Below are 21617 nucleotides of genomic sequence, written 5' to 3'. Positions count from 1 at the left end.
CTAAAATAAGATTTTTTAAAAAGTGCTTGATTGTTTTAGTATTTTTAATGTTCTAAGAAATGATGAAATCATATGGGTAAGTTGGCTCTGATTTTAGGTTCTTTATTTGTTAGTGGAATAACACAAAACTGCATTTTTGGTTTACCTGTTAATGAAAAATTTTTACAGGATACACTTAAAAATCAGTCCTTCGATCGGAATATCAGCACTATTATACTTTTTAACCCAAAACAGGAGTTTTCACTGCCGGTCATTGAACTCGGAACAGATAATAAGCTTGAACTTCACTTTGATGATTTAACAGGTAGTCCCAGGCAATTCGGCTATACACTGAAACATTGTGATGCGGATTGGACTGAAAGCGATATGGAGCAACAGGAATATGTGTCGGGATATGGCCTGGGAAGCATTGAGAATAAGGATCAGTCATTTAACACAACCCGTGAATTCATTCATTATAAACTTGTTTTTCCCGCAGAGGAATGCATGCCGCAACTCAGCGGGAACTATGTTATTGTTATTTTTGAAAATGATGATCCTGAAAAGATCATCCTGTCACGCAGGTTTTTTGTTACAGAATCTAAGTCAACTGTTTCCGCATCACTAAAACGGCCGCCCAACGGGAAATTTTACGATACAGGGCAGCAACTCCAGGTGAGCGTACAATACAATCCGGGTGAAATTCATGATGCAGCAAGTGATCTTACAACGGTAATCATGCAGAACAACCGCTTTGACAATTGCCTGGTGCTGACAAAAGCTTTTAGCCAGTCGCCCGGCAATATTCAGTATAACGGAGCCGACATGGGTATTTTTCCGGGAGGAAATGAATTCAGAAGCCTTGACCTGAAAAGCATGAAGTATGAATCGCAGCAAATCTCAGCCATCAATTTTCAAAATCCTTACTACCATGTCGTTTTAAAGACTGATGAAGAAAGAGCCTCAAAACCTTATTTCAGCAACAGGGACCTGAACGGCAATTATTTCATCAATAAGGAAAAATCTCAAAACCGGCATACTGAGGCGGATTATGTGTATGTACACTTTGCCTTCAGGCTAATGTATATGTACAGTAATGAAAACATCTATGTAACAGGTGAATTCTGCGACTGGAAGTATTCTGAGCAAAACCGGATGAAACTGGATGAAACGGATGGCCTGTATAAAGTAACCTTGTTAATGAAGCAGGGACTTTATGATTACTGCTATTTCATGAAGAACCCTGAAACCGGCAAAACAGACGACACTGCGGTTGAAGGTTCTTATTATGAAACGGAAAACGACTATGATATTTTTGTATATTTCAAAGACCGGTTTAAAGGCTGTGACCTGCTGATCGGCTATTATTCCATTAAATAAATCACACGATGAAAGCACTTTTCAAATCTCTTGTTTGCCTTTCGGTAATTTTTCTTCTCACTGCATCATGTGTTAAAAAGTTTGAACCGGCAACAAGAGACAGGAATTTCAATGCCGGATGGAAATTTACAAGGGACAGCCTCCCCGCCGGAACTGTATCACCTGAAGTTCCAGAATTTGATGATTCAAAATGGTCAGGCGTTGATTTGCCTCACGACTGGAGTATGATGGCCCTTTCAGGCAATGAAAATGACAGCAGCCAGATCGGACCATTTTTGAAGACCAGCCCTGGAAATACATCGACCGGTTATGCGATAGGCGGAACGGCCTGGTACCGCAAACATTTTAAGCTGGGAAAAGCGGATGAAGGCAAAACGGTAACAGTAAAATTCGACGGAGTGTATATGGAAACGGAAGTATGGGTAAACGGCAAACATGCCGGCAATCATGTTTACGGGTATACTCCCTTCTATTTCGATGTTACGTCTTTCCTGAATAAAGCGGGCATTGACAATGTGATTACGGTAAAAGTAAGCAATACAGGGCGAAACAGCCGGTGGTATTCGGGATCCGGTATCTACAGGAATGTAACGCTTTCAGTCACCGATCCGGTGCATGTTTCCATGTGGGGGGTACAGGCTGTTACTGCTGAATGTTCTGCCGCTGAGGCAAAAGAGATGCTGAAGATTACCGTGGAAAATAGTTCGGCTGAAGCCATAAACGGAAAGATAAAGATAAATATCCTGGCTCCGGGTGATTCTGTTGTGGCCACAGGGGAAGCAGAGGCAGCCCTGCAAACCGGGGAAAAGACAATCATAGGGCAACAGATCGTTATCAAAGATCCGCTGTTATGGTCGACTGAATCGCCCATACTGTATAAAGCTGAAATCACCCTTGAAAAGGAAGGCAAAACAATTGATCAGGTTTACCAGCCTTTTGGAATACGGACCGTTGAAATATCGGCAGAAAAAGGCTTCCTGCTGAACGGAAAGCCTGTGGAATTAAAGGGCGGCTGTATGCATCATGACAACGGGCTTCTGGGATCGGCTGCTTTTGACCGTGCAGAAGAGCGGAGAGTACAATTAATGAAATCGAATGGTTTTAATGCCATACGTACAAGCCACAATCCGCCTTCCGAAGCCTTCCTGGATGCCTGTGACCGGATTGGTATGCTGGTTATTGATGAAACGTTCGACATGTGGCAGAAACCCAAGAACGCGATGGATTACAGCAGGTTCTTCAATGATTGGTGGAAGAAGGACGTGGAGGCAATGATCCTGCGCGACAGGAATCATCCTTCGGTAATACTATGGAGCATCGGGAACGAAATTCCAGAAAGAGCGGATACAAGCGGTGTACAAACTGCCAAAGAACTTGTTTCGTACATAAAGACACTTGATGATACACGCGGTTTCACGAATGCCATTTGTGAATTCTGGGATCATCCGGGCATGAAATGGGAAGCCACGGCACCTGCGTTTGAAGTGCTTACTGTGGGTGGATATAATTACCAGTTTCAGCGGTATGAATCCGATCATGAAAAATACCCGGAGCGGATCATGATGGGAACGGAGTCGGTTCCGAAGGATGCATACGGAAACTGGACCATGGTAGAGAAACATCCTTATGTGATCGGCGATTTTGTATGGACGGGCATGGATTACCTGGGTGAAACTGGAATCGGTCATACACAGTATATGACAAAAGACCAGAAAGACCAGTTTGCCATGACATGGCCCTGGTTTAACGCATGGTGCGGCGACATTGATGTGCTGGGCGACAAGAAGCCGCAGATGCTTTACAAAGATGTCCTCTGGGGCAACAGCAAACTTGAAATGAATGTTCATGCACCGGTTCCGGAAGGTAAGACCGAAGTGGTCAGCTATTGGGGGTGGCCCGATGAATATCCGCACTGGAACTGGAATGGCAATGAAGATAAACCCCTGCAGGTATCGGTTTATACAACCGGTGATGAAGTAAAGCTCATGCTGAATGGCAGGGAGATGGGGACACAGAAAGTTTCGCCGGAAACAAAGCTGACAGCAACCTTTACTGTTCCTTATGAACCTGGTGAACTGAAAGCAATAGCATTTAGCAAGGGAAGTGAAATAGCACAGAAGATATTCAAAACAACGGGAACACCGGAAGCCATAAAACTCACTGCAGACAGGACCGATATCAAAGCCGACAGGAATGACCTGGCTTACGTGAAGATTGAGATAATCGACGAATTCGGTCAGGTTGTAACCGATGCCACAAAACAGGTAAAAATAACAGTCTCAGGCGACGGTGAAATGGCTGGCAGCGGCAATGCATGTCCATGGGATATGAAAAGCGTGGGTAAAACCACCATCAGCACCTTCCATGGGAAAGCGCTTTTGATTGTGAGGCCGTTTGCAAAGGAAGGGAACATTTCAATTAAAGCAACTTCCGAAGGTTTACAGGATACGGAGTTGCAGATACAGGTTAAATAACTCAATTACCGGTTTTAAACAGAGCTGTTGGTTATTTAATCTTTATTAGTTGAAACAGGGTTTTTGTTGGTATTACGACACCTTTTGTTGGATTAAGTGACAGGTATTATGTCGTTTCAATCCGGATTGGTATTTTAGAGCCTATTAAGGAAAGTCGGCGTCATTTAAATCCCTCTAAATCCAATCCCATGAAAAAAATTCTATGCATTATCCTTATTGCCCTGGTAATTTTTCCCGCTTACAGTCAATGGAAAAACGCCAGCGATGGATTGTATGGAACAGATGTATCAGCCATTGCAGTTGACACTGTTTCGAACAGCATATATTGTGGAACCTGGTTCCAAAAAATCTATCATAGGGTTAACAATGGAATGAACTGGGTTTTTACTTCTGGTATATGGTCCAGTCCCAATTGTATGGAACTAAATGGAAACAGGTTATTGTTGGGCTCAAATACAAATGGAGTTTTTTACTCCGATGATAATGGACAGACATGGCAAACAGGAAACGGGATTTCCGGAGAAGGTCTTCATGCAATGTGTCTGGCTTTTAAAGGGCAAAACATATATACGGGTACATATGGAGGTGGAGTGTTCATTTCAAATGATAACGGTGTAAACTGGTTAGCCAAAAACAACGGGCTTGAAGGGCAGGATTTAATTGTGAACTCAATTGTTGTTAAAGACAATCACCTGTTCATTGGCACCAACAACGGTGTATTCTATTCTGAAAATGAAGGGAACACTTGGGTGAAAAAGAGCGATGGTTTGCAGAACAGCAGCGTGAAATCATTAGCCATGCTTAACAATGATATTTTAGCCGGAACATACGGGGACGAAAAATTATTTATCAGTCATAATGATGGTGCTACCTGGGTTCCGTTGAATAACAATTTTTTATCGGTTTGTAATAAAATACGGGTGTATAAGGAGAAAATATATTGCGCTGCAAACAATAACATTCAATTTAGCAATAACGGGGGCGAAACATGGACAAGTATCGACTGTTCGAATATAGGCTTCATTTATGACCTGTGTTTAAATAAGAATGAAATTTATGTTTCTACATCCAGAGGTGTATTTAAAGACAATGGTTCAGGATGGATCGGTGTTAATGAAGGCCTTCCCGGTAATATAGTATATGATATAGAAATTTTCAAAAACAAAGTTTTTATTGCAACCGGTGCCGGGGGAATTTTTAAATCCGATATTAATTCGATAAGCTGGAGTGAAAGCAATAACAATGTGCCGGTAACCGGAATAAATGCATTGACAACAACCGGGAATAATATTCTTGCTTCTGCAAACGGGTGGGGTGTCTATAAGTCAAATGATTATGGGAACAGCTGGAATTGGTCAAATAACGGAATGACAAATGGTATCACAACCTGCCTTGCTTCATATGGAAATTATACATTTTGCGGCACATCAACGGGTGTATATTTATCAACGGACAGTGGCCAAAACTGGATGTTAAAAGATAACGGCCTTCCCTCCATATTTATCAATTCGATTGCTGTGGACGAAAACCGGTTATTCGCCGGAACGGAACAAGGAGTGTTTTTTTCTGATGATTACGGTGAAAGCTGGAGTTGCGTGAATAATGGGCTGAATAGTTCATTTTTGAATATATCCGGAATTGTTTTTAATGACACCGGGGTTTATGCTTCAGGCAGTGATGGATCACTATATTTGACTGACAATAATGGTATTGCATGGGAAGAAATTACAACAGATTTGAAAGGCAAATACATAACAACAATGCTCTTTACCGGGAAAAATTTTTGGGCCGGAACCGGTGAAGGTATTTTCTTTTCTGCTGATTCAGGAAAAACCTGGTATGATGTTAGCAACGGGTTACCATCCAGGCCGGTTATGTCAATTGTAATGGCTCACGACACGATTATAATTGGGACTTATGAAGGAGTCTGGAGCAGACCGCTTCAGGAAACAATGGAATCAATAATTACTTCAGAAACATCAACAAAGGAAATAACGATTGCAGTGCTTGGAAATCCCTATCCGAATCCGTCTGCAAGCGACTTTCATATTCCGTATTCCCTGTTATCTAAAGCCACGATTGATCTTTCAGTGTATAATATTTTGGGACAGAAAGTGATCACCCTGGTGAGTGATAAAGCGCTTCCCGGCAATTATGGGGCAGAATGGGATGGCAAGGGAATGAACCATGAAAAGCTGAATCCAGGACTTTATTTTATTAAGCTGAATACAGGTGACCGGATAAGTGCAAGGCCAATTGTAATCAGATAAACCTGCCCGGACTTTCTCTTTATTTAACATTTTTTTGCAAAATTTTTATGCATCTACGAATTTTTTCGTATATCTTTACGAAAGATTTCGTAGATGATACTATTTTTTGATGGATGATGTCCAGCATCAAACCTCAAACAAAAAACAAAGATGAATTACCGACCCACACAATCTGAACTTGAAATCCTGGAGATTCTCTGGGAAGCCGGAACTGCAACAGTAAGGGAAGTGAACGAAAAACTCGAGAAAAAGGGCAAAAACGTTGGGTATACAACTACTCTTAAAATGATGCAGCTAATGGCCGATAAAGGCCTTTTAAGCCGTACGCTCAACGGGCGCACGCATGTTTACTCTGCTATTATTAGAGCCACCGACACAAGGAATGCACTGATCGACCGCATGGTTGATGCGGCATTCGGCGGATCGGCTGCCAAACTGGTTCTGCAGGCACTGGGTAATTACAAAGCCTCTGCCGATGAACTTCAGGAAATTAAAAAGTTAATTGATAAACTCGAAAAAGAACAAAAGAAATCCTGACAGGTTGATATTTAAAATCTAAATCTATGCAATTCAGTCAAGATATATTCAGGTCGCTTGGCATGACCCTCGTCCATTCGGTATGGCAGGGTGCTGTTCTCACAGCAGTCATCCTGACGTTGCTTGCCATAGTGAAAAAGTCAAATGCCCGTTTAAGGTATATCGTTCTTTTCTCCGGCCTTATGCTCATGATGGTTTGTTTTGTGATTACGTTCGTCGTGGTTTATAAGAACAATCATGTGATTTCAAAATGGTATGCCTTCCTTCAGCAGGCTCAACCGTATAAACTTACGGCAAAAGACTGGCCGGTTACTCCGGTGAGCCTTACCGGCAGATTACTCGGCTATCTCGATCCCTACTACCCTGCCCTCGCTATAGGCTGGCTAGTGGGATTCCTTGTTATGACTGTGCGACTGACAGGCGGCACAATCCTGTATCGTCTTTCGCTGATGAGGAGCTTATCTGAACCGGACCTTGCCATGCAGGAATTGTTCGACGATTTGCACTCCCGCATGAACCTTCCTTTCGAAGTAAATCTCCGTGTTACTCACCGGATGATCAGTCCTCTTGTAACAGGTGTATTCAAACCCATGGTTATTCTTCCGCTTGCTGCGATCAGCGGTTTGAGCACTTCACAGATAGAAGCCGTTTTGGCGCACGAACTGGCCCATATCCGCAGGTTTGACCATATTATGATTATCCTGCAGGCGATTGCGCGACAGGTATTATTCTTCCATCCTCTCACCTGGTACCTCGTTTCACAAATCGACAGGGAACGCGAAAACTGCTGCGATGATTACGTCATTCACTCAAATAACAGTCCCATTAACTATATAAAAGCTCTTGCCATGATCCAGGAAATGAATTTACAGCATGCTCCGGCAAACGGTTTTTCCGGAAGCAGATCGAAACAATTACTGAACCGGATAAAACGTCTGGTTAATCCCGAAATAAAGCACTCAGCCGGCTTCAGAATGGCTGTGGTGGCATTCTTTATCACCGTGGTCGGTATCTCATCCATGGCGTTTATAATCGATAATCAGCACCAGGTGAAATCAAACCATGAAACCGTGCTGAAAAATACACCTGTGCAGGATACTATCAGGTCAAAGAAATCCAATACGATAAACACCTATACGGCTGATAAAAAAGGCACCCGTAAAAGAATGAAGATCGTGTTTACAGATGACTCCATCACGCATATGACGGTCAACGGCAAATCGCTCACCCCCGGGGAAATGAAGCAGTATGCCGAAGAAATGAAAAATATGAAGGCTGAGCTCGAAGCTTCGCAAAAACAACTTGCTGAAGCTAATGAACAATTAAAGGAAGCCCAGCGCGAACTGGCTATGGCTCATATGAACCTCGGCAATCCTCCTTTGCCTCCCAATCCTCCACTTCTGAACATGGAAAATAAGCCTTTTGATGAGCTGGCCAGGCTGCATTTCAACCCGGAGGAGTTTAAGTTCGATAAGGAAGAAATGAAAAGAATCATTGATGAATCACAAAAAAACTGGCAGAAAAATCCTGAAGAAATGGAATTTTTCATGAAAGATGCCATGCGATTGCAAAAAGAAGCCATGAATGCCCAGAAGGAATATTGGGAACAGCACCAGGATGAATGGAAGGAACAGATGAAAAAAGGCCAGGAAGAATTCAAGGAAGAAATGAAGAAATTCCAGGAACAGATGCAAAAGGAAGGTAATATGGGCAAGCACATGAATCTGAACTTCAGTGTTCCGGTTCCACCGATACCTGACGTTGATTCTGACATTAATGTTGAAGTGCCTGAAATTCCTGAAATTCCTGATATAAACATCGATGTGGATGCCGATGTTCCCGAAATTGAAGCGGAGACTCCCGAATCTCCCGAAGCCCCTGAAGCTGTGGAACAGGAAAACAGTACCACAGTGGAACCCGCTGAAAAATCAGCTACCGAAGAACACCAGGATTTGAATACCAAACTGCAGGAACTCGAGAACGAAAAATAACAATAACCCCTCCAACCTGTCAGCGTCCGCCAGGACCTGACAGCGTTGGTTAAATAAAACGATCTCCGGTCTTTACTTTTTTTGCTGCCAATTGTTTTAACCCAATGTCACCCTGACATTAAAAAATAGGAGATATTGTTATGGCAAAGTTTCTGATCGAAGTTCCGCACGGCGCAGATAAAAAGGCCTGTGAACAGGCAATCTCCATATTTCTGCATACCGGTTCCCATTTTCTAACCCATGCCGATTGGGGCTGCAAGGATGGTGAGCATAAAGCATGGATCATGATTGACGTTCCCACCAAAGAGGATGCACGGTTTATTCTGCCGCCGGCATTCAGGGCATCCGCGAAAATTACTCAGCTGACACATTTTACTTCGGAAGAAATGATGAATCCGGAGAAACTGCACCAGGGGTGATCAGGCCTTATTGCTGAACACCGGAGTATTATCACCGACAAAGGCTAACAGCCTGTCGGTTTCTTCCTGAGTTATGGATTTGAAATTTTTAGCCGTCTCCATGGCCTCCCAGAAAAATTCGGAGTCGCCCGGGGGAATCGCCGCGGTGATTTCTTTTGACAAGGTATAACGCAGGGCGAGACTTGCCATTTCATTGTCCTGCATAGGCCGGTACCATACATTCTTATATAGCTTTGCCTCACCGGTTTTCAGTAAACTCATAGCCATGGCTTTCAGGGCAAGAATTCCCATGCCTTTTGAACGGGCTTCGGCAAAGGCACGCGGACCAAAATTGCCATGATGCCAGCAGTTAAAATTGATAGGGAAAAGGATAGTATCGAAATTGAATTTCTTCATGGCCAGGAGAGCGGCATCTTCAGAATGAGCTGAGAAACCGAGGAACCTGACTTTCCCCTGTTGTCGTGCATTAAGAAAAACCTCCATGGCACCGCCCGGAGCAAATACTTTTTCAACTTCATCAGTAGAACTCAGTGCATGAAGCTGGTACAGGTCGAAATGATCAGTCTGCATGCCTTCCAGTGATTCATTAAGCTCTTTAAGGGCCCCTTCAGCCGTTCTTTCCGTTGTTTTACAGGCGAGAAAACAATCCTTTCTGTAAGGTTTCAGCGCAGGACCAAGCTTTGAAATGGCATTCCCGTAAGAGGGTGCCACATCAAAATAATTGACTCCGGCGTTAAAAGCTTTTGAAACCTGTTCGTTGGCAAATTCCTGCGAATTTCCATTCAGCATGATACCCCCGAAACCGATGACGGATAATTGCTCGCCGGTCTTTCCCAGAACTCTTTTAGGTATGGGCTGATCCAGGGGTGTAATGCTTTTGTCGTGTGAAAAAGAAGAAAAACCAAGGGCCATACTGCCCAAAGCCGCATTTTCAATAAATGTTCGTCTTTTCATGGTGACAGGTGATTAGTGGTTTGATCATGTAGAGACGCACGGCTGTGCGTCTCTACGCATATCTAATTTAGTAACAAATCAGATACAATTTTACCACACATCAACAATTCATTACACCAAAATTTTCTAATTCACCAGTCACCAATCACCAGTCACCAGTCACCTTACACAATTCCCTGGTCCAGCATAGCGTTGGCCACTTTCAGGAATCCTGCCACGTTGGCGCCTTTCACATAGTCGACATAACCATCCAGGCGGGTACCGTTTGTAACGCATGACTCGTGTATGGCAAACATGATTTCATGGAGGCGTTTATCCACCTCTTCAGCCGGCCAGCGAAGCTTCATGGCATTTTGTGTCATTTCAAGTCCGGACACCCCCACCCCGCCTGCATTGGCAGCCTTACCCGGAGCAAAGAGCAATCCTTTGTTCTGGATGATTTCAATTGCCTTGGGAACACAGGGCATGTTGGCAGCTTCACAAACGCATATGCAACCGTTATTGATAAGGTTTATCGCATCCTGCTCGTTTAATTCATTCTGGGTGGCACACGGAATGGCCACATCGCATTTAACTTCCCATGGATGCCTGTCCTTAACAAACACGGCGCTTTTGAATTTCAATGCATAGGGCTCAATGATATCTTCGTTTGAAGCCCTGAGATCAAGCATATAATTAATCTTTTCTCCTGAAACACCTTCTTCATCATAGACGTAGCCATCGGGACCGGAAAGGGTAACCACTTTTGCCCCCAGGTCGTTGAGTTTGCGAACGGCTCCCCATGCCACGTTTCCGAAACCGGAAACAGCAACCCGTTTTCCTGTTAGAGTGAGATTGCGGGTACGCATCATTTCCTGCACAAAATATACAGCGCCGAAACCTGTAGCTTCAGGTCTGATAAGACTTCCGCCCCAGTTCACACCTTTGCCTGTAAGAACACCGGTATACGTGTTGGTAAGCTTTTTATACATACCGTATAAGAAGCCGATCTCGCGACCGCCAACTCCGATATCGCCGGCCGGAACGTCGGTTTCGGGACCAATGACTTTCCAGAGCTCAAGCATAAATGCCTGGCAGAAGCGCATAATTTCAGCGTTTGACTTGCCTTTGGGCTGGAAGTCGGATCCGCCTTTGCCTCCGCCTATAGGCAATGTGGTGAGACTGTTCTTAAATATTTGCTCAAATCCGAGGAATTTAAGTATGCTCAGGTTAACACTCGGGTGAAAACGCAGTCCTCCTTTGTAAGGACCGAGTGCATTGTTAAATTGCACACGGAATCCGCGGTTTACCTGCACATTGCCTTCATCATCCACCCAGGGAACCTTAAAAGTAAGTACCCGGTCAGGTTCCACCAGACGTTCAATAATTCCGGCTTTTTCAAACTGCGGATTTCGGTTATATACTTCAGAAATTGAATCCAAAACTTCCCGCACTGCCTGCAGGTATTCCGTTTCACCAGGATTCCTTCTTTCCAGATCCTGAATTACTTTATTGACTTCCATGATAAATGATTATATAATAATGATTAAAGGTGGAAAATTCCTATGAACAGCACTATGATAAATTTCACTCTTTAGGCTGTAGTTTGTTAGGCTGTTAGGCTATTAGGCTGTTAAGCTATTAGGCTGTTAGGCTATTAGGTTGTGCTAGGCGAAGTCTGTGACCATAGCCGTCAACTTAAGCTAAAATCCGCGTTAGCGGATTAATGTGAGTAGCGCCGGCTGAAAGCCGGTGTTATTGGCATTCATGGTTTCACAGCCGCGTTAGCGGTTGAATTTGAACATAAAGAAACTTATTTATTACAACGGTATTCAACCATTATATTCATATTCAACCACTACGTGGTTATAAGTACGGATTTATGACATCTCTGATTACACCGGCTTTCAGCCGGCGCTATTCAAATTAAACCACTCCGTGGTTTAAATCAACGAAACTATTTAGTTAAAATAATCTTAAGTTGACGGCTATGGTCTGTGACTTCGTCTATACGTATTGATAGTTAATTAACATTCTAATGACGTTCCTTTCCAACGAAGTTGCAAACTTCGCCTGGCACATGGTTAATCGCTTTGGCAAGCTCAGCGACCGATTTATTTATTTATCACGCATGACTTCGACACTTCGGCAAGCTCAGTAACCACACTTCGGCAAGCTCAGTAACCACAAGCTCAGTCATGCCATAAAACTTTTGAAACAACATGAAACAATATGAAACCTCAAACCCTCAATGCTTCCTCTTCTCCTGCTTCAGCGCAAACAAAATATCAGGCCGTTGAGGAATGGAAGACACGGAACCGGGGAGAGAGGATGATACGGCGCAGGCAGCATTGGCAAAAAGCACAGATTCATAGAAATTCTTTCCTTCACTGAGTGCAACGGCAAGAGCACCGTTAAACACATCGCTGGATACAGAGGTGTCAAGCGGTTTGATTTCAAATCCCGGAACATGCTCTGCCCCGCCATTATCGATTACCATGGCACCATCAGCGCCCAGTGTGACAATTACTCTTTTTAGTCCGCGTTCCAGTAATATCCGTCCTGCAAGTTCGGCAGTGCGTTCATCTGTAATCGTTATCCCCGTAAGCGCTACAGCTTGCGCTGTATCGGGAGTCAGAATATCGATCGATTTCAGCAGTTCATCGCTTACCGGCAGCGCGGGAGAAGGATTCAGAATAATTTTTGCACCTTTCATGCCGGCATGTGAGGAAGCATATTTAACGGTTTCAATTGGAATGTCAAGCTGCAGCAAAACATAATCACCCGGTTGAACATCAAGGTAATGTTGAATATCGCGGGTTGAAAGGTTCATATTGGCGCCGGGAATAATAGTGATGGCACTCTTACCCTCATCGTCAACAACAAGGGAAGAGATCCCGGAGGGAAGATTTTCATCTTTTATAAGGGATGAAACATCAATATGGTTCTCACTCAACTCACGGATCATGTTCTCACCATACAGGTCATTCCCCATGCGGCTTATGAACACGACTTTACCACCGGCGCGGGCCGCTGCAATCGACTGGTTAAATCCCCTGCCTCCGGGTGAGGCAACAAAAGATTTACCCATTACTGATTCTCCACCGGCAGGTATTACGGAACTCCTGAAAATCATTTCAGTGTTGGAACTGCCTATCACCCATATTTTCATGTTTCTGCTTATGTTATGTCAAAAATACAAACAATAGCAAATTCTATTACGGATGATCTGCCAATAAGTTTTAACAATTTAACTTACCTGGTCAAACATGTCATTTACAAGTAAGCACATGTCCGATGTATCGATATTCCGGTTAATTATTATGTCGCAACCGGCCGGCTGGCAGCGACTCTTGTTTTCTTCGCCGTCACACGCCGATAGTGCAATCACAGGCAGTTCAGGCCAGTGATGCTTTACCTTTTTCATGGCATGACAATCTTCATTACCCGGAATGCAGCTGTTAATGATCATCAGGTTAAACCGGGTTCCGGATGAAAGAATATCAAATGCCTCCTGCACCGAAACAGCGCGAATCAGACACGCATAAGCACCGGATAACATTTCATGAAAAAACAGGTAGTTCACATAATCATCTTCAACAATCAGAATCTTCTTATTATTCCAATTATACAAATCTGCTGGTATTGCTTTCTTCATAAGGGTACTTTCTGACTAGGTTTAGTTTTGATATTACTTAATACCGTGAGAAGTCAAAAAGTAACCCTCTATGCAGAAAAAAATTTATTAGTACTTTTGATCCGGTTCATTTCCTGTATTCTATGAAACTCATGCCGAAACTTTTATTACTGGTTGCCCTCCTGGTGCCTCTTAACCTGCTGTCGCAGCAATTTGTTTACAGGGCCGGCTTTTTTGGTTTTTTCGATAACAGGGAATATTTCAACGATTTTGTAAACGATCAGACCATTTTTGGAACCCGCATCTCTGCGGAAATCGGGTACTCATTCAACTCAGGTAACCGCATCATGACGGGACTGGATTACCTGTATGAATTCGGAAGCAAGGGTGAATGGATTGCTCCCGATTTTACAGCCTATTACAACGGCCGCAATGAGCACTGGAACTTATGGCTGGGTGCGTTCCCGAGAATAAATAAATTATCCATGCCTTATGCACTGATGAGTGATACAATTCCCTATTACAGGCCGAATGTTGAGGGGATTTTGCTTGAATATAACAGCAATAACGGTTTCAGACACAACGTGTGGATCGATTGGAACGGAAGGCAATCGTATACAAGGAATGAATCATTCCTGCTGGGTTTTTCAGGTTACCTGGCAAAGAACCTGTTCCTTTACCAGCATCATTTTGTCATGACCCATTTTGCCCATACACTCAACGGCACCGGAGAACACATACGGGATAACGGGGCAATAACCATTTTGCCGGGTCTCAGCCTGGCAAATAAACTACCTTTGGATACCCTTTCATTAAGTGCAGGTATACTGGCTTCGTACGACCGGATAAGGGATGTGTACGATTTCAGTTTCCCGGTAGGCTTCCTGGCCGTTTTGGATGCAAATTACAGGGGGTTCGGATTTAAAGGCACATTGTATGCAGGCGACAGCCAGGTTATTACTTCAGGCGACGGATTTTATAAATCGGATTTCTACGGAAGAACGGATTTCTTTTATCAGAAGACAACATCGAATATATCAGGAAAGGTTCAGTTCTCCATGCACTTCATACCGGGTATAATGGACCTTTCGATGATGCTTGTCGTGAGAGCATCGCTTGACGGCATTTTTGCCAATCACCAGTCCAACTGACCGAACTTCCTTTTCCTTTTTACAAAGAAATGAAACAGGATACTACCGGGATAGATTTCCCTGAACATCCTGGTCTTCATTGTCCCGCCCATCCTCCTCCTCATAGTTATTAAAAGGGGTATGCTACGGTAAAAGGCGCCATGGGCGCGTAATACAGCTGCAAAGAATTTACCGGATCCCTGTAAAAGGTATACAAGTGCCGACATTCCGTCAAGCACCATCCTGATCAGCACTACAGGAATAAGCTGAACCAGGGGCAGGTTTTTGAACAGCAGGAAAAGGTTGTTTCTGTAGTTAAGATAAAGCTTCCTGGGCGTGTTATTCGGCAGGGTTCCGCCTCCTACATGAAATACAACGGATGCCGGTACAACACTAATGGTATGGCCCGTCCTGTGCAAACGCCAGCAGAGGTCAATTTCTTCCATATGGGCAAAAAATTCGCCGTCAAGACCTCCGGCTTTTTCATAAGCCGAAGCCCTTACCATCATACAGGCACCGGATGCCCAGAAGATGTTCCGCGTATCATTGTACTGACCTTCATCTTTCTCAAGCACACTAAGTATTCTGCCGCGGCAGAAAGGATAGCCGAGCCGGTCGATGAATCCTCCCGAAGCGCCGGCATATTCAAAATATTCAGGCTGACTGTAGGATAATATTTTGGGCATACAGGCACCCCGTCCCGGATCCTCTTCCATGGCGGCCAGCAAGGGAACAAGCCATCCGGGAGTAACTTCCACATCGGAGTTTAAAAGCAGGTAATAGTTTGCGAATATTTGCTCAAGGGCTTTGCAGTAACCCCGAGCGAAACCATAATTTTCTTTCAGTTCAATAATTCTGACCCCGGGAAATTCATTCCGCAGACAGGAAATTGAGTTATCCGTGGAACCATTATCAGCTACAATGATTTCGGTTTCGCCCACATCAGAATTGCTGATTACAGAAGGCAGAAACTTCCTGAGATAATGTTCCCCGTTCCAGTTTAAAATAACTACAGCCAGGTTGGTCATCTCGCTACCAGATTTGTTCCTTCGGGCCTGCTGTGCTTGAATCGCTTATGCGACCAAAGCCAGTATTCGGGTGCTTTTTTAATCATTTCTTCAATTTTGCTTACACAGGTCAATGTTACCTCATTTTCAGCGGTTGCAGCGGCATTATCAAATAATTTTTCAAGGTGAACTTCATACCGGCCCCTTCCTGTTTTGATTATATTCATAAACACAACAGCCAGTTCAAGTTTTCTTGACATTTTTTCAACGCCTTCGAAAAAAGCAGTTTCATGGTTCAGAAAAATAGTCCAGAATCGGCTGTTTCTTGGAGGACGCTGATCGGCAAGGAACCAGATTGAGAATAACTTTCCTTCGGCTTTTGTTTTCATGGCTTCCCTGAAAATATTCTCCATCGGAATCATAATAGCTCCGAATTTTTCCCGTGTATACGCTGATATGCGGCCTGTAAGCTTGCTTTTAAGCGGCCGGTAAATGATCATGCAACGGTGGTGTGGCATCTTGTCCGGAACATTATTTTGCATTTCCCAGTTACCATAATGAGGCGATACAAGCGCTATGCTCTTTTTCTTTGCGGCAAGCTCCTCAAAAAGCTCTGTGTTTTTCCATACCACGCGTTTGTCGAGTCTCTTTTGCGGAAGGCTGATCACTTTTATGATCTCAACCAAAAAATCGCTGAAATGCCTGTAAAATGCCTTGGCTATGCGGGTTATCTCTTCATCGGACTTCTCAGGGAATGACGTCCTGAGATTATGAAACACCACTTTTTTCCGGTAAGGGAATATATAATACATGATGAGGTAAAGCAAATCGGAAAACAGGTATAAAACCCTGAAAGGAATAAGTGATATGAGCCATGCAAGGCCAAACAGCGGAAAATAGAGAATTGATGCCATTAAATTTTTATTCCTTCATTAGCCGCGAAATATCAGCCAGGAACTCGCCGTGATTACCGCCGTTTCCGGCTACAATCTGCCTTCCGAAAACGTAATTGTCTCCTCCTTTGAAATCGCTTACTTTTCCGCCCGCCTGTTGAACAATCAGCGCACCGGCCGCCACATCCCAGGGACTAAGGTTGTATTCAAAAAATCCGTCGTATCGTCCGCATGCCACATATACCAGGTCGGTTGCAGCCGAACCCAGCCTTCTCACACCGTGAGTATGGGTGAAAAAGTATTCGAGTGAATTCATAAACCGCTTAAGCTGGTTCTCATCATGATAAGGAAAACCAACAGCAATAAGTGAATCCTTAAGTTTATGATTATCTGAAACATGGATTTCTCTTCCGTTCAGGTAGGCCTTGCTGCCTTTCCATGCATAAAAGGTTTCCCGCATGAAAATTTCATATACAACGCCGATCACAGGTACACCGTCTTCAGAAAGTGCAATGCTTACCGCTATCGGAGGTGATCCGTGAATGAAATTCGTTGTGCCGTCAAGCGGATCGATGATCCAGTTATAGTGTTCGCCCTTTGTTTTATTCGTTCCTTCCTCGGCAATAAAACCGGCATCCTTAACGAGAAGATTAAGCTTTGAAATGATCAGGGCTTCGGCTGATTTGTCTACATCAGTCACAAAATTATTCATTCCCTTAACCTCAACCTCCTTAAGCGGAATGCTGTTCAGCCGGCCCTGAATATATTGCCCGGCTTCTACCGCTATCTCAATGGTTGCCTCACAAATTGCTTTATAATCCATCTCGTTTTGTTTACATTATAACTTTTGCAGCTTCCGCTGGTAATACTTGTAGGTTTCAGCCTGTGACCTCACTTTTTCATCACCATTGACGCTCACATACTGGTTGTCCTGAACCGCATTGATGACACGGGCCTTGACATTATCTTTGAGCTGTAATTCAATAATTTCGCGTATTTCACGCTGCACATCCTTGTCAAATATAGGACAGGCGACTTCAACGCGTCTGTCGAGGTTCCTTGTCATCCAGTCCGCCGAAGTGATGTAATACAATTCATTTCCCCCGTTACAGAATATTAACACCCGTGAATGCTCAAGGTATTTATCAACGATGCTTATAGCCTCTACGTTTTCGCTGAGTCCCGGAATTCCGGGTGTCAGCGAGCATGTGCCCCTGACGATAAGCCTGATTTTTACACCGGCGTTGTTAGCCTTATACAGTTTGTAAATGATTTCATTATCCACAAGGCTGTTCAGCTTAAGAGTAATATAGGCTTTTTTCCCTGCCCTGGCGTTCTTTATTTCATTATCAATAAGCTGGTACATCTTGCGGCGCAGGTGCAACGGCGATTTGATAAGGTGCTTATAGGTAAAGTTCTTATATGAATTTTCAAAGAAATCAAATACCCTTTTCACATCCGAAGTGATTTTCGGATTGGCTGTGAACAGGAAAAGATCGGAATATACCTGGGCATTTCCCTCATGGAAATTCCCCGTGCTTATACAGGCGTAATTGACATGCTTATGGCCCTCACGACGGGTGATGTTGAGTAATTTGGCATGGATTTTCAATCCCGGGAAACCGAATGTTACTTTGGCTCCTACCTCCTCGAGTTTGCGCGACCAGTAAATATTGGCCTCCTCGTCAAAGCGTGCCTGCAATTCGATTATAACGGTTACTTTTTTACCATTGCGCGCCGCGTTAATCAGGGCGTTAATGACTTTCGAATTCTTTGATACCCTGTAAACCGTCATATGCAGTTCGGTAACCCTTGGATCAATGGATGCTTCCTGCAAAAGCCTCACAAAGATGTTGAAATCCTGGTAAGGAACATGAAGTAGAAAGTCCTTAACAGCCATCACATCCAGGATGCTTTTGTGCATTTTGATAAACGGATGCTGAAGCGGATGATCCTTCTTATACATCAGCTCAGGGCCACCGATATTGGGAAATCTCATGAAATCCTTGAAATTGTGATACCTTCCGCCGGGAATGAGGTTGTTGTCTTCATCCAGGTTCAGCCGCTTTACAAGGTATTCAAGCAAATCACGCGATATGGCGTTATCAAAAACAAACCGTACCGGCTGACCGGTCTTGCGGCTGTCGATGCCTTTTGAAATCACTTCAAGGAAACTCTTCGAAATATCATTGTCCATATCCAGCTCGGCATCTCGGGTAAGTTTCACGATCCACGATTCGAAGTGATCAAACCGGAACAGGGCAAACACATCATCAAGCGAATACCGGATCACATCTTCAAGCAGGATCACGAATTTCTTTTCATTTTCACTCGGAAGAACGATAAACCGGGGAAGTACATTCGTGGGAATTTCAATAAGGGCGTAATCCGATTTCACTCCGGGCTCGCTGCTGCTCAGGTGAACAATAAGGTATATCGATTTGTCCTTCAGATAAGGGAATTTCTCCACATTGCTGAGCAATATGGGCGAAAGAACCGGGAAAACATTTTCATCAAAGTAGCGGCTTACGAATTCTGCCTGAAGCGGGTTAAGCTCAAGTTCATTGATCATCAGGATGCCGTTCCGCTCAAGCTCGGTGAGAATATTCTGAAAAGTATATTCAAACTTGTTCTGAAGCTGAAGCACTTTCTTCTGGATCATGCTCATCAGCTTCTTGGGTTTTTCGCCTTCAATCTTTTTGCTGCCCTGCTGATAATCGATCATCCTTTTGATAGTGGCAACACGGACTTTGAAAAACTCATCGAGGTTATTCGAAAATATACCGAGGAATTTGATCCGTTCAATCAAAGGTACATCCTGACTCTGAGCTTCCTGCAACACCCTTTCGTTGAATGAAAGCCAGCTGATTTCACGATGGATCAGCATAGGGGTTTTCTTCATAGTGATAGAATTCAGATACGCACGTTATTCATCTTTGCTGGGAAAATTTATTATTGATTTTTCCAGCTTGTTACGATCAATTTCAGCCCAGGCTGATACATTGAATTTCAGCGATACGGCTCCTGCAGTGGGAAGTTCCAACGGTGTTTTGACAAAAGCATTCACCAGATCGGTCAGATCGGGATTATGGCCGAAGATCATCACCGACCTGCAATCATCATCGAGAGACCGTATCATATCCTGGATTTTGGAAGCAGAAGACTCGTATAACATGGCATTAACTTTCAACTCAGTCAGGGGATATTCAAAAACCCTGGCAAATATTACAGCCGTATGAAGAGCCCTGTTGGCCGGACTTGAAATGATTCTTTCGGGTATAAGGTTCGATAACTTCAATTTCCTGGCGATCTCATATGCGCTCCGTATGCCTTTCGATTTCAGCGTCCGGTCAATATCCGCTGTTCCGTCATAATCCCAGGAAGACTTGGCATGCCTGACAACATGCAACACTTTCAAATGCTTCATTAATAAATCGCTGTATTAAAGTCTGCAAATGTAATTCATTTTAACACTTGCTCCAAAAAAATGGGCTATAGCAGGTGGCTTGCCAGTTCGGCCAGGTAACTGCGTTCACCCTTAACCAGGTTCACATGGGCAAATAATTCCTGTCCCAGCAATTTATCTGTAAGATAGCTGAGCCCGTTCGATTTCTCATCCAGGTAAGGTGAATCGATCTGCTCGATATCACCCGTGAAAACCATCTTTGTTCCTTCTCCCGCGCGGGTGATAATTGTTTTTATCTCATGGGGGGTAAGGTTCTGTGCTTCGTCGACGATGAAGAAGATCCTTGAAAGGCTTCTCCCCCTGATGTAAGCCAATGGTGTAATAATCAGCTTCTCCGTCTTCAGCATTTCCTCTATTTTCTGAAATTCCTTGCTGGTCTGGGCAAACTTGTTTTTGATCACATCCAGGTTATCGAATAACGGGAGCATGTAAGGACCAATTTTCTCTTTAATGTCTCCCGGAAGAAAACCGATATCACGGTTGGCAAGAGGGACAATCGGCCTGGCAAGGAAGATCTGGGTGTATTCCTGGCGTTGCTGCAAAGCCGCTGCCAGGGCAAGCAGTGTTTTGCCCGTTCCGGCTTTACCGGTGAGTGAGACAAGCTGTATTTCCTCATTAAGCAACGCGTCGAGGGCGAACGTCTGTTCAGCGTTGCGCGGCTCGATGCCATACGTTTTCTGCTTTACAACCCGGTTCATCAGTCCTGTTTTCGGGTTGAAGTGAGCCAGTGCGCTCGATGAGTTGCCCTTAAAAATAAAATACTGGTTGGCCGTGGGGACAACAGGAAGTTTGAAATCATTAACCGGGATCCCTTCAGTGCTTTCATACATTTTCATGATCAGCTGGTCATCCAGGTTGTCCATTGTGCTCACACTCCTGTAAATCTCATCGATATTCCTGACCTTGTCATTCTCATAATCCTGCGCCATAATGCCTATTGATTTGGCTTTCATGCGCAGGTTGATATCCTTGCTGATAAATACCACGCACTTATCGGGATTATTCCTGTATACATGCTCGGCAATGGCTAAAATCCGGTGATCGGGGGTATTCTCAGGAAATGACATCTGAACGGCAGTGGAAAAAGGCTTGCCGGTTTCAATGCTCAGCTTTCCGAGTCCCTTTCCCAGCGCAACACCGCCGTTGAAAAGATTGTCGCCCGACAGCTTGTCGAGTTCACGGGTAAACTCCCTTGCATGGTAATTGATAATGTCATTCCCCTTTTTGAACTTATCGAGTTCCTCAAGAACCGTAATGGGAATGATGACATTGTTTTCCTGGAAATTGTAAATGCATTTGTAATCATGCAACAACACATTCGTATCAAGAACGAAAACTTTTTTCTTTTTTAGAGCCATAGTAGTCTGTTAGTCTTTAGTCTGTTAGCACCGTCATTGCGAGGAGCCAGAAATATTTTTGATTATTGAAAGATGTGACGCGACGAAGCAATCTGCCCGCACAGGAAGAGCTTCGACAACAACCACCATCTATAAGATTGTCT

At 43.9% G+C, this 21617-nt stretch carries 17 protein-coding genes; 7 read left to right on the top strand and 10 right to left on the bottom strand.

Annotated features, from left to right (window positions below; translation table 11 throughout):
• The first annotated feature begins 72 nt into the window (after positions 1 to 72).
• The 6 genes from VK179_07965 to VK179_07940 all read left to right on the top strand — a co-directional run bounded on the left by VK179_07965 (position 73) and on the right by VK179_07940 (position 9050).
• Complete coding sequence (locus VK179_07965) at positions 73 to 1359, top strand: DUF5103 domain-containing protein (protein HLO58662.1); 1287 nt, start codon at positions 73 to 75, stop codon at positions 1357 to 1359.
• An 8-nt stretch (positions 1360 to 1367) separates the two neighbouring features.
• Complete coding sequence (locus VK179_07960) at positions 1368 to 3833, top strand: glycoside hydrolase family 2 TIM barrel-domain containing protein (GenBank protein ID HLO58661.1); 2466 nt, start codon at positions 1368 to 1370, stop codon at positions 3831 to 3833.
• Between the two features lie 188 nt (positions 3834 to 4021).
• The gene (locus VK179_07955; GenBank protein ID HLO58660.1) at positions 4022 to 6103 is read left to right on the top strand and encodes a T9SS type A sorting domain-containing protein; all 2082 of its coding nucleotides are present in this window, start codon (positions 4022 to 4024) and stop codon (positions 6101 to 6103) included.
• Between the two features lie 150 nt (positions 6104 to 6253).
• Positions 6254 to 6640: a BlaI/MecI/CopY family transcriptional regulator gene (locus VK179_07950; GenBank protein ID HLO58659.1), complete on the top strand. Its 387-nt coding sequence runs from the start codon at positions 6254 to 6256 to the stop codon at positions 6638 to 6640.
• Positions 6641 to 6666: 26 nt separating this feature from the next.
• On the top strand, positions 6667 to 8631 hold the full coding sequence (locus VK179_07945; protein ID HLO58658.1) for a M56 family metallopeptidase: 1965 nt from the start codon (positions 6667 to 6669) through the stop codon (positions 8629 to 8631).
• 140 nt (positions 8632 to 8771) lie between these two features.
• Complete coding sequence (locus VK179_07940; protein ID HLO58657.1) at positions 8772 to 9050, top strand: hypothetical protein; 279 nt, start codon at positions 8772 to 8774, stop codon at positions 9048 to 9050.
• On the opposite strand, the gene VK179_07935 is transcribed toward VK179_07940, so the two are convergent.
• The 4 genes from VK179_07935 to VK179_07920 all read right to left on the bottom strand — a co-directional run bounded on the left by VK179_07935 (position 9051) and on the right by VK179_07920 (position 13641).
• Positions 9051 to 10004 (bottom strand): aldo/keto reductase, encoded by a 954-nt coding sequence (locus VK179_07935; GenBank protein HLO58656.1) that lies wholly within the window; start codon positions 10002 to 10004, stop codon positions 9051 to 9053. It abuts the gene before it with no gap.
• Between the two features lie 164 nt (positions 10005 to 10168).
• Positions 10169 to 11506, bottom strand: coding sequence for an NADP-specific glutamate dehydrogenase (gene gdhA, locus VK179_07930; GenBank protein ID HLO58655.1), 1338 nt, complete (start codon positions 11504 to 11506; stop codon positions 10169 to 10171).
• A gap of 725 nt (positions 11507 to 12231) precedes the next feature.
• Positions 12232 to 13155 (bottom strand): ribokinase, encoded by a 924-nt coding sequence (locus VK179_07925; GenBank protein HLO58654.1) that lies wholly within the window; start codon positions 13153 to 13155, stop codon positions 12232 to 12234.
• Positions 13156 to 13233: 78 nt separating this feature from the next.
• Complete coding sequence (locus VK179_07920) at positions 13234 to 13641, bottom strand: response regulator (GenBank protein ID HLO58653.1); 408 nt, start codon at positions 13639 to 13641, stop codon at positions 13234 to 13236.
• Between the two features lie 131 nt (positions 13642 to 13772).
• Here VK179_07920 and VK179_07915 point away from each other — a divergent pair, with 131 nt between their 5' ends.
• Complete coding sequence (locus VK179_07915) at positions 13773 to 14771, top strand: hypothetical protein (protein HLO58652.1); 999 nt, start codon at positions 13773 to 13775, stop codon at positions 14769 to 14771.
• Here VK179_07915 and VK179_07910 read toward each other — a convergent pair.
• The 6 genes from VK179_07910 to VK179_07885 form a co-directional block, all read right to left on the bottom strand.
• Positions 14756 to 15778 (bottom strand): glycosyltransferase family 2 protein, encoded by a 1023-nt coding sequence (locus VK179_07910; protein ID HLO58651.1) that lies wholly within the window; start codon positions 15776 to 15778, stop codon positions 14756 to 14758. The two genes, VK179_07915 and VK179_07910, sit on opposite strands and share 16 nt — an antisense overlap.
• Complete coding sequence (locus VK179_07905; GenBank protein HLO58650.1) at positions 15775 to 16671, bottom strand: lysophospholipid acyltransferase family protein; 897 nt, start codon at positions 16669 to 16671, stop codon at positions 15775 to 15777. Before VK179_07905 ends, VK179_07910 begins: the two co-directional genes overlap by 4 nt.
• A 7-nt stretch (positions 16672 to 16678) precedes the next feature.
• Positions 16679 to 17473: an inositol monophosphatase family protein gene (locus VK179_07900; GenBank protein ID HLO58649.1), complete on the bottom strand. Its 795-nt coding sequence runs from the start codon at positions 17471 to 17473 to the stop codon at positions 16679 to 16681.
• A 15-nt stretch (positions 17474 to 17488) separates the two neighbouring features.
• Entirely contained in the window at positions 17489 to 19552 is a 2064-nt protein-coding gene (gene ppk1, locus VK179_07895; GenBank protein HLO58648.1) for a polyphosphate kinase 1, read from the bottom strand.
• A 24-nt stretch (positions 19553 to 19576) separates the two neighbouring features.
• Positions 19577 to 20077, bottom strand: coding sequence for a histidine phosphatase family protein (locus VK179_07890; GenBank protein HLO58647.1), 501 nt, complete (start codon positions 20075 to 20077; stop codon positions 19577 to 19579).
• Positions 20078 to 20142: 65 nt separating this feature from the next.
• A complete protein-coding gene (locus tag VK179_07885; protein HLO58646.1) occupies positions 20143 to 21474 on the bottom strand; it encodes a PhoH family protein in 1332 nt (443 codons plus the stop codon).
• Positions 21475 to 21617: the final 143 nt, after the last annotated feature.

This window comes from Bacteroidales bacterium, assembly GCA_035299085.1.
GTDB lineage: Bacteria > Bacteroidota > Bacteroidia > Bacteroidales > UBA10428 > UBA5072.
The sequence above is the reverse complement of the archived record's forward strand: the minus strand, read 5'-3'. Positions and strand labels throughout refer to the sequence as shown.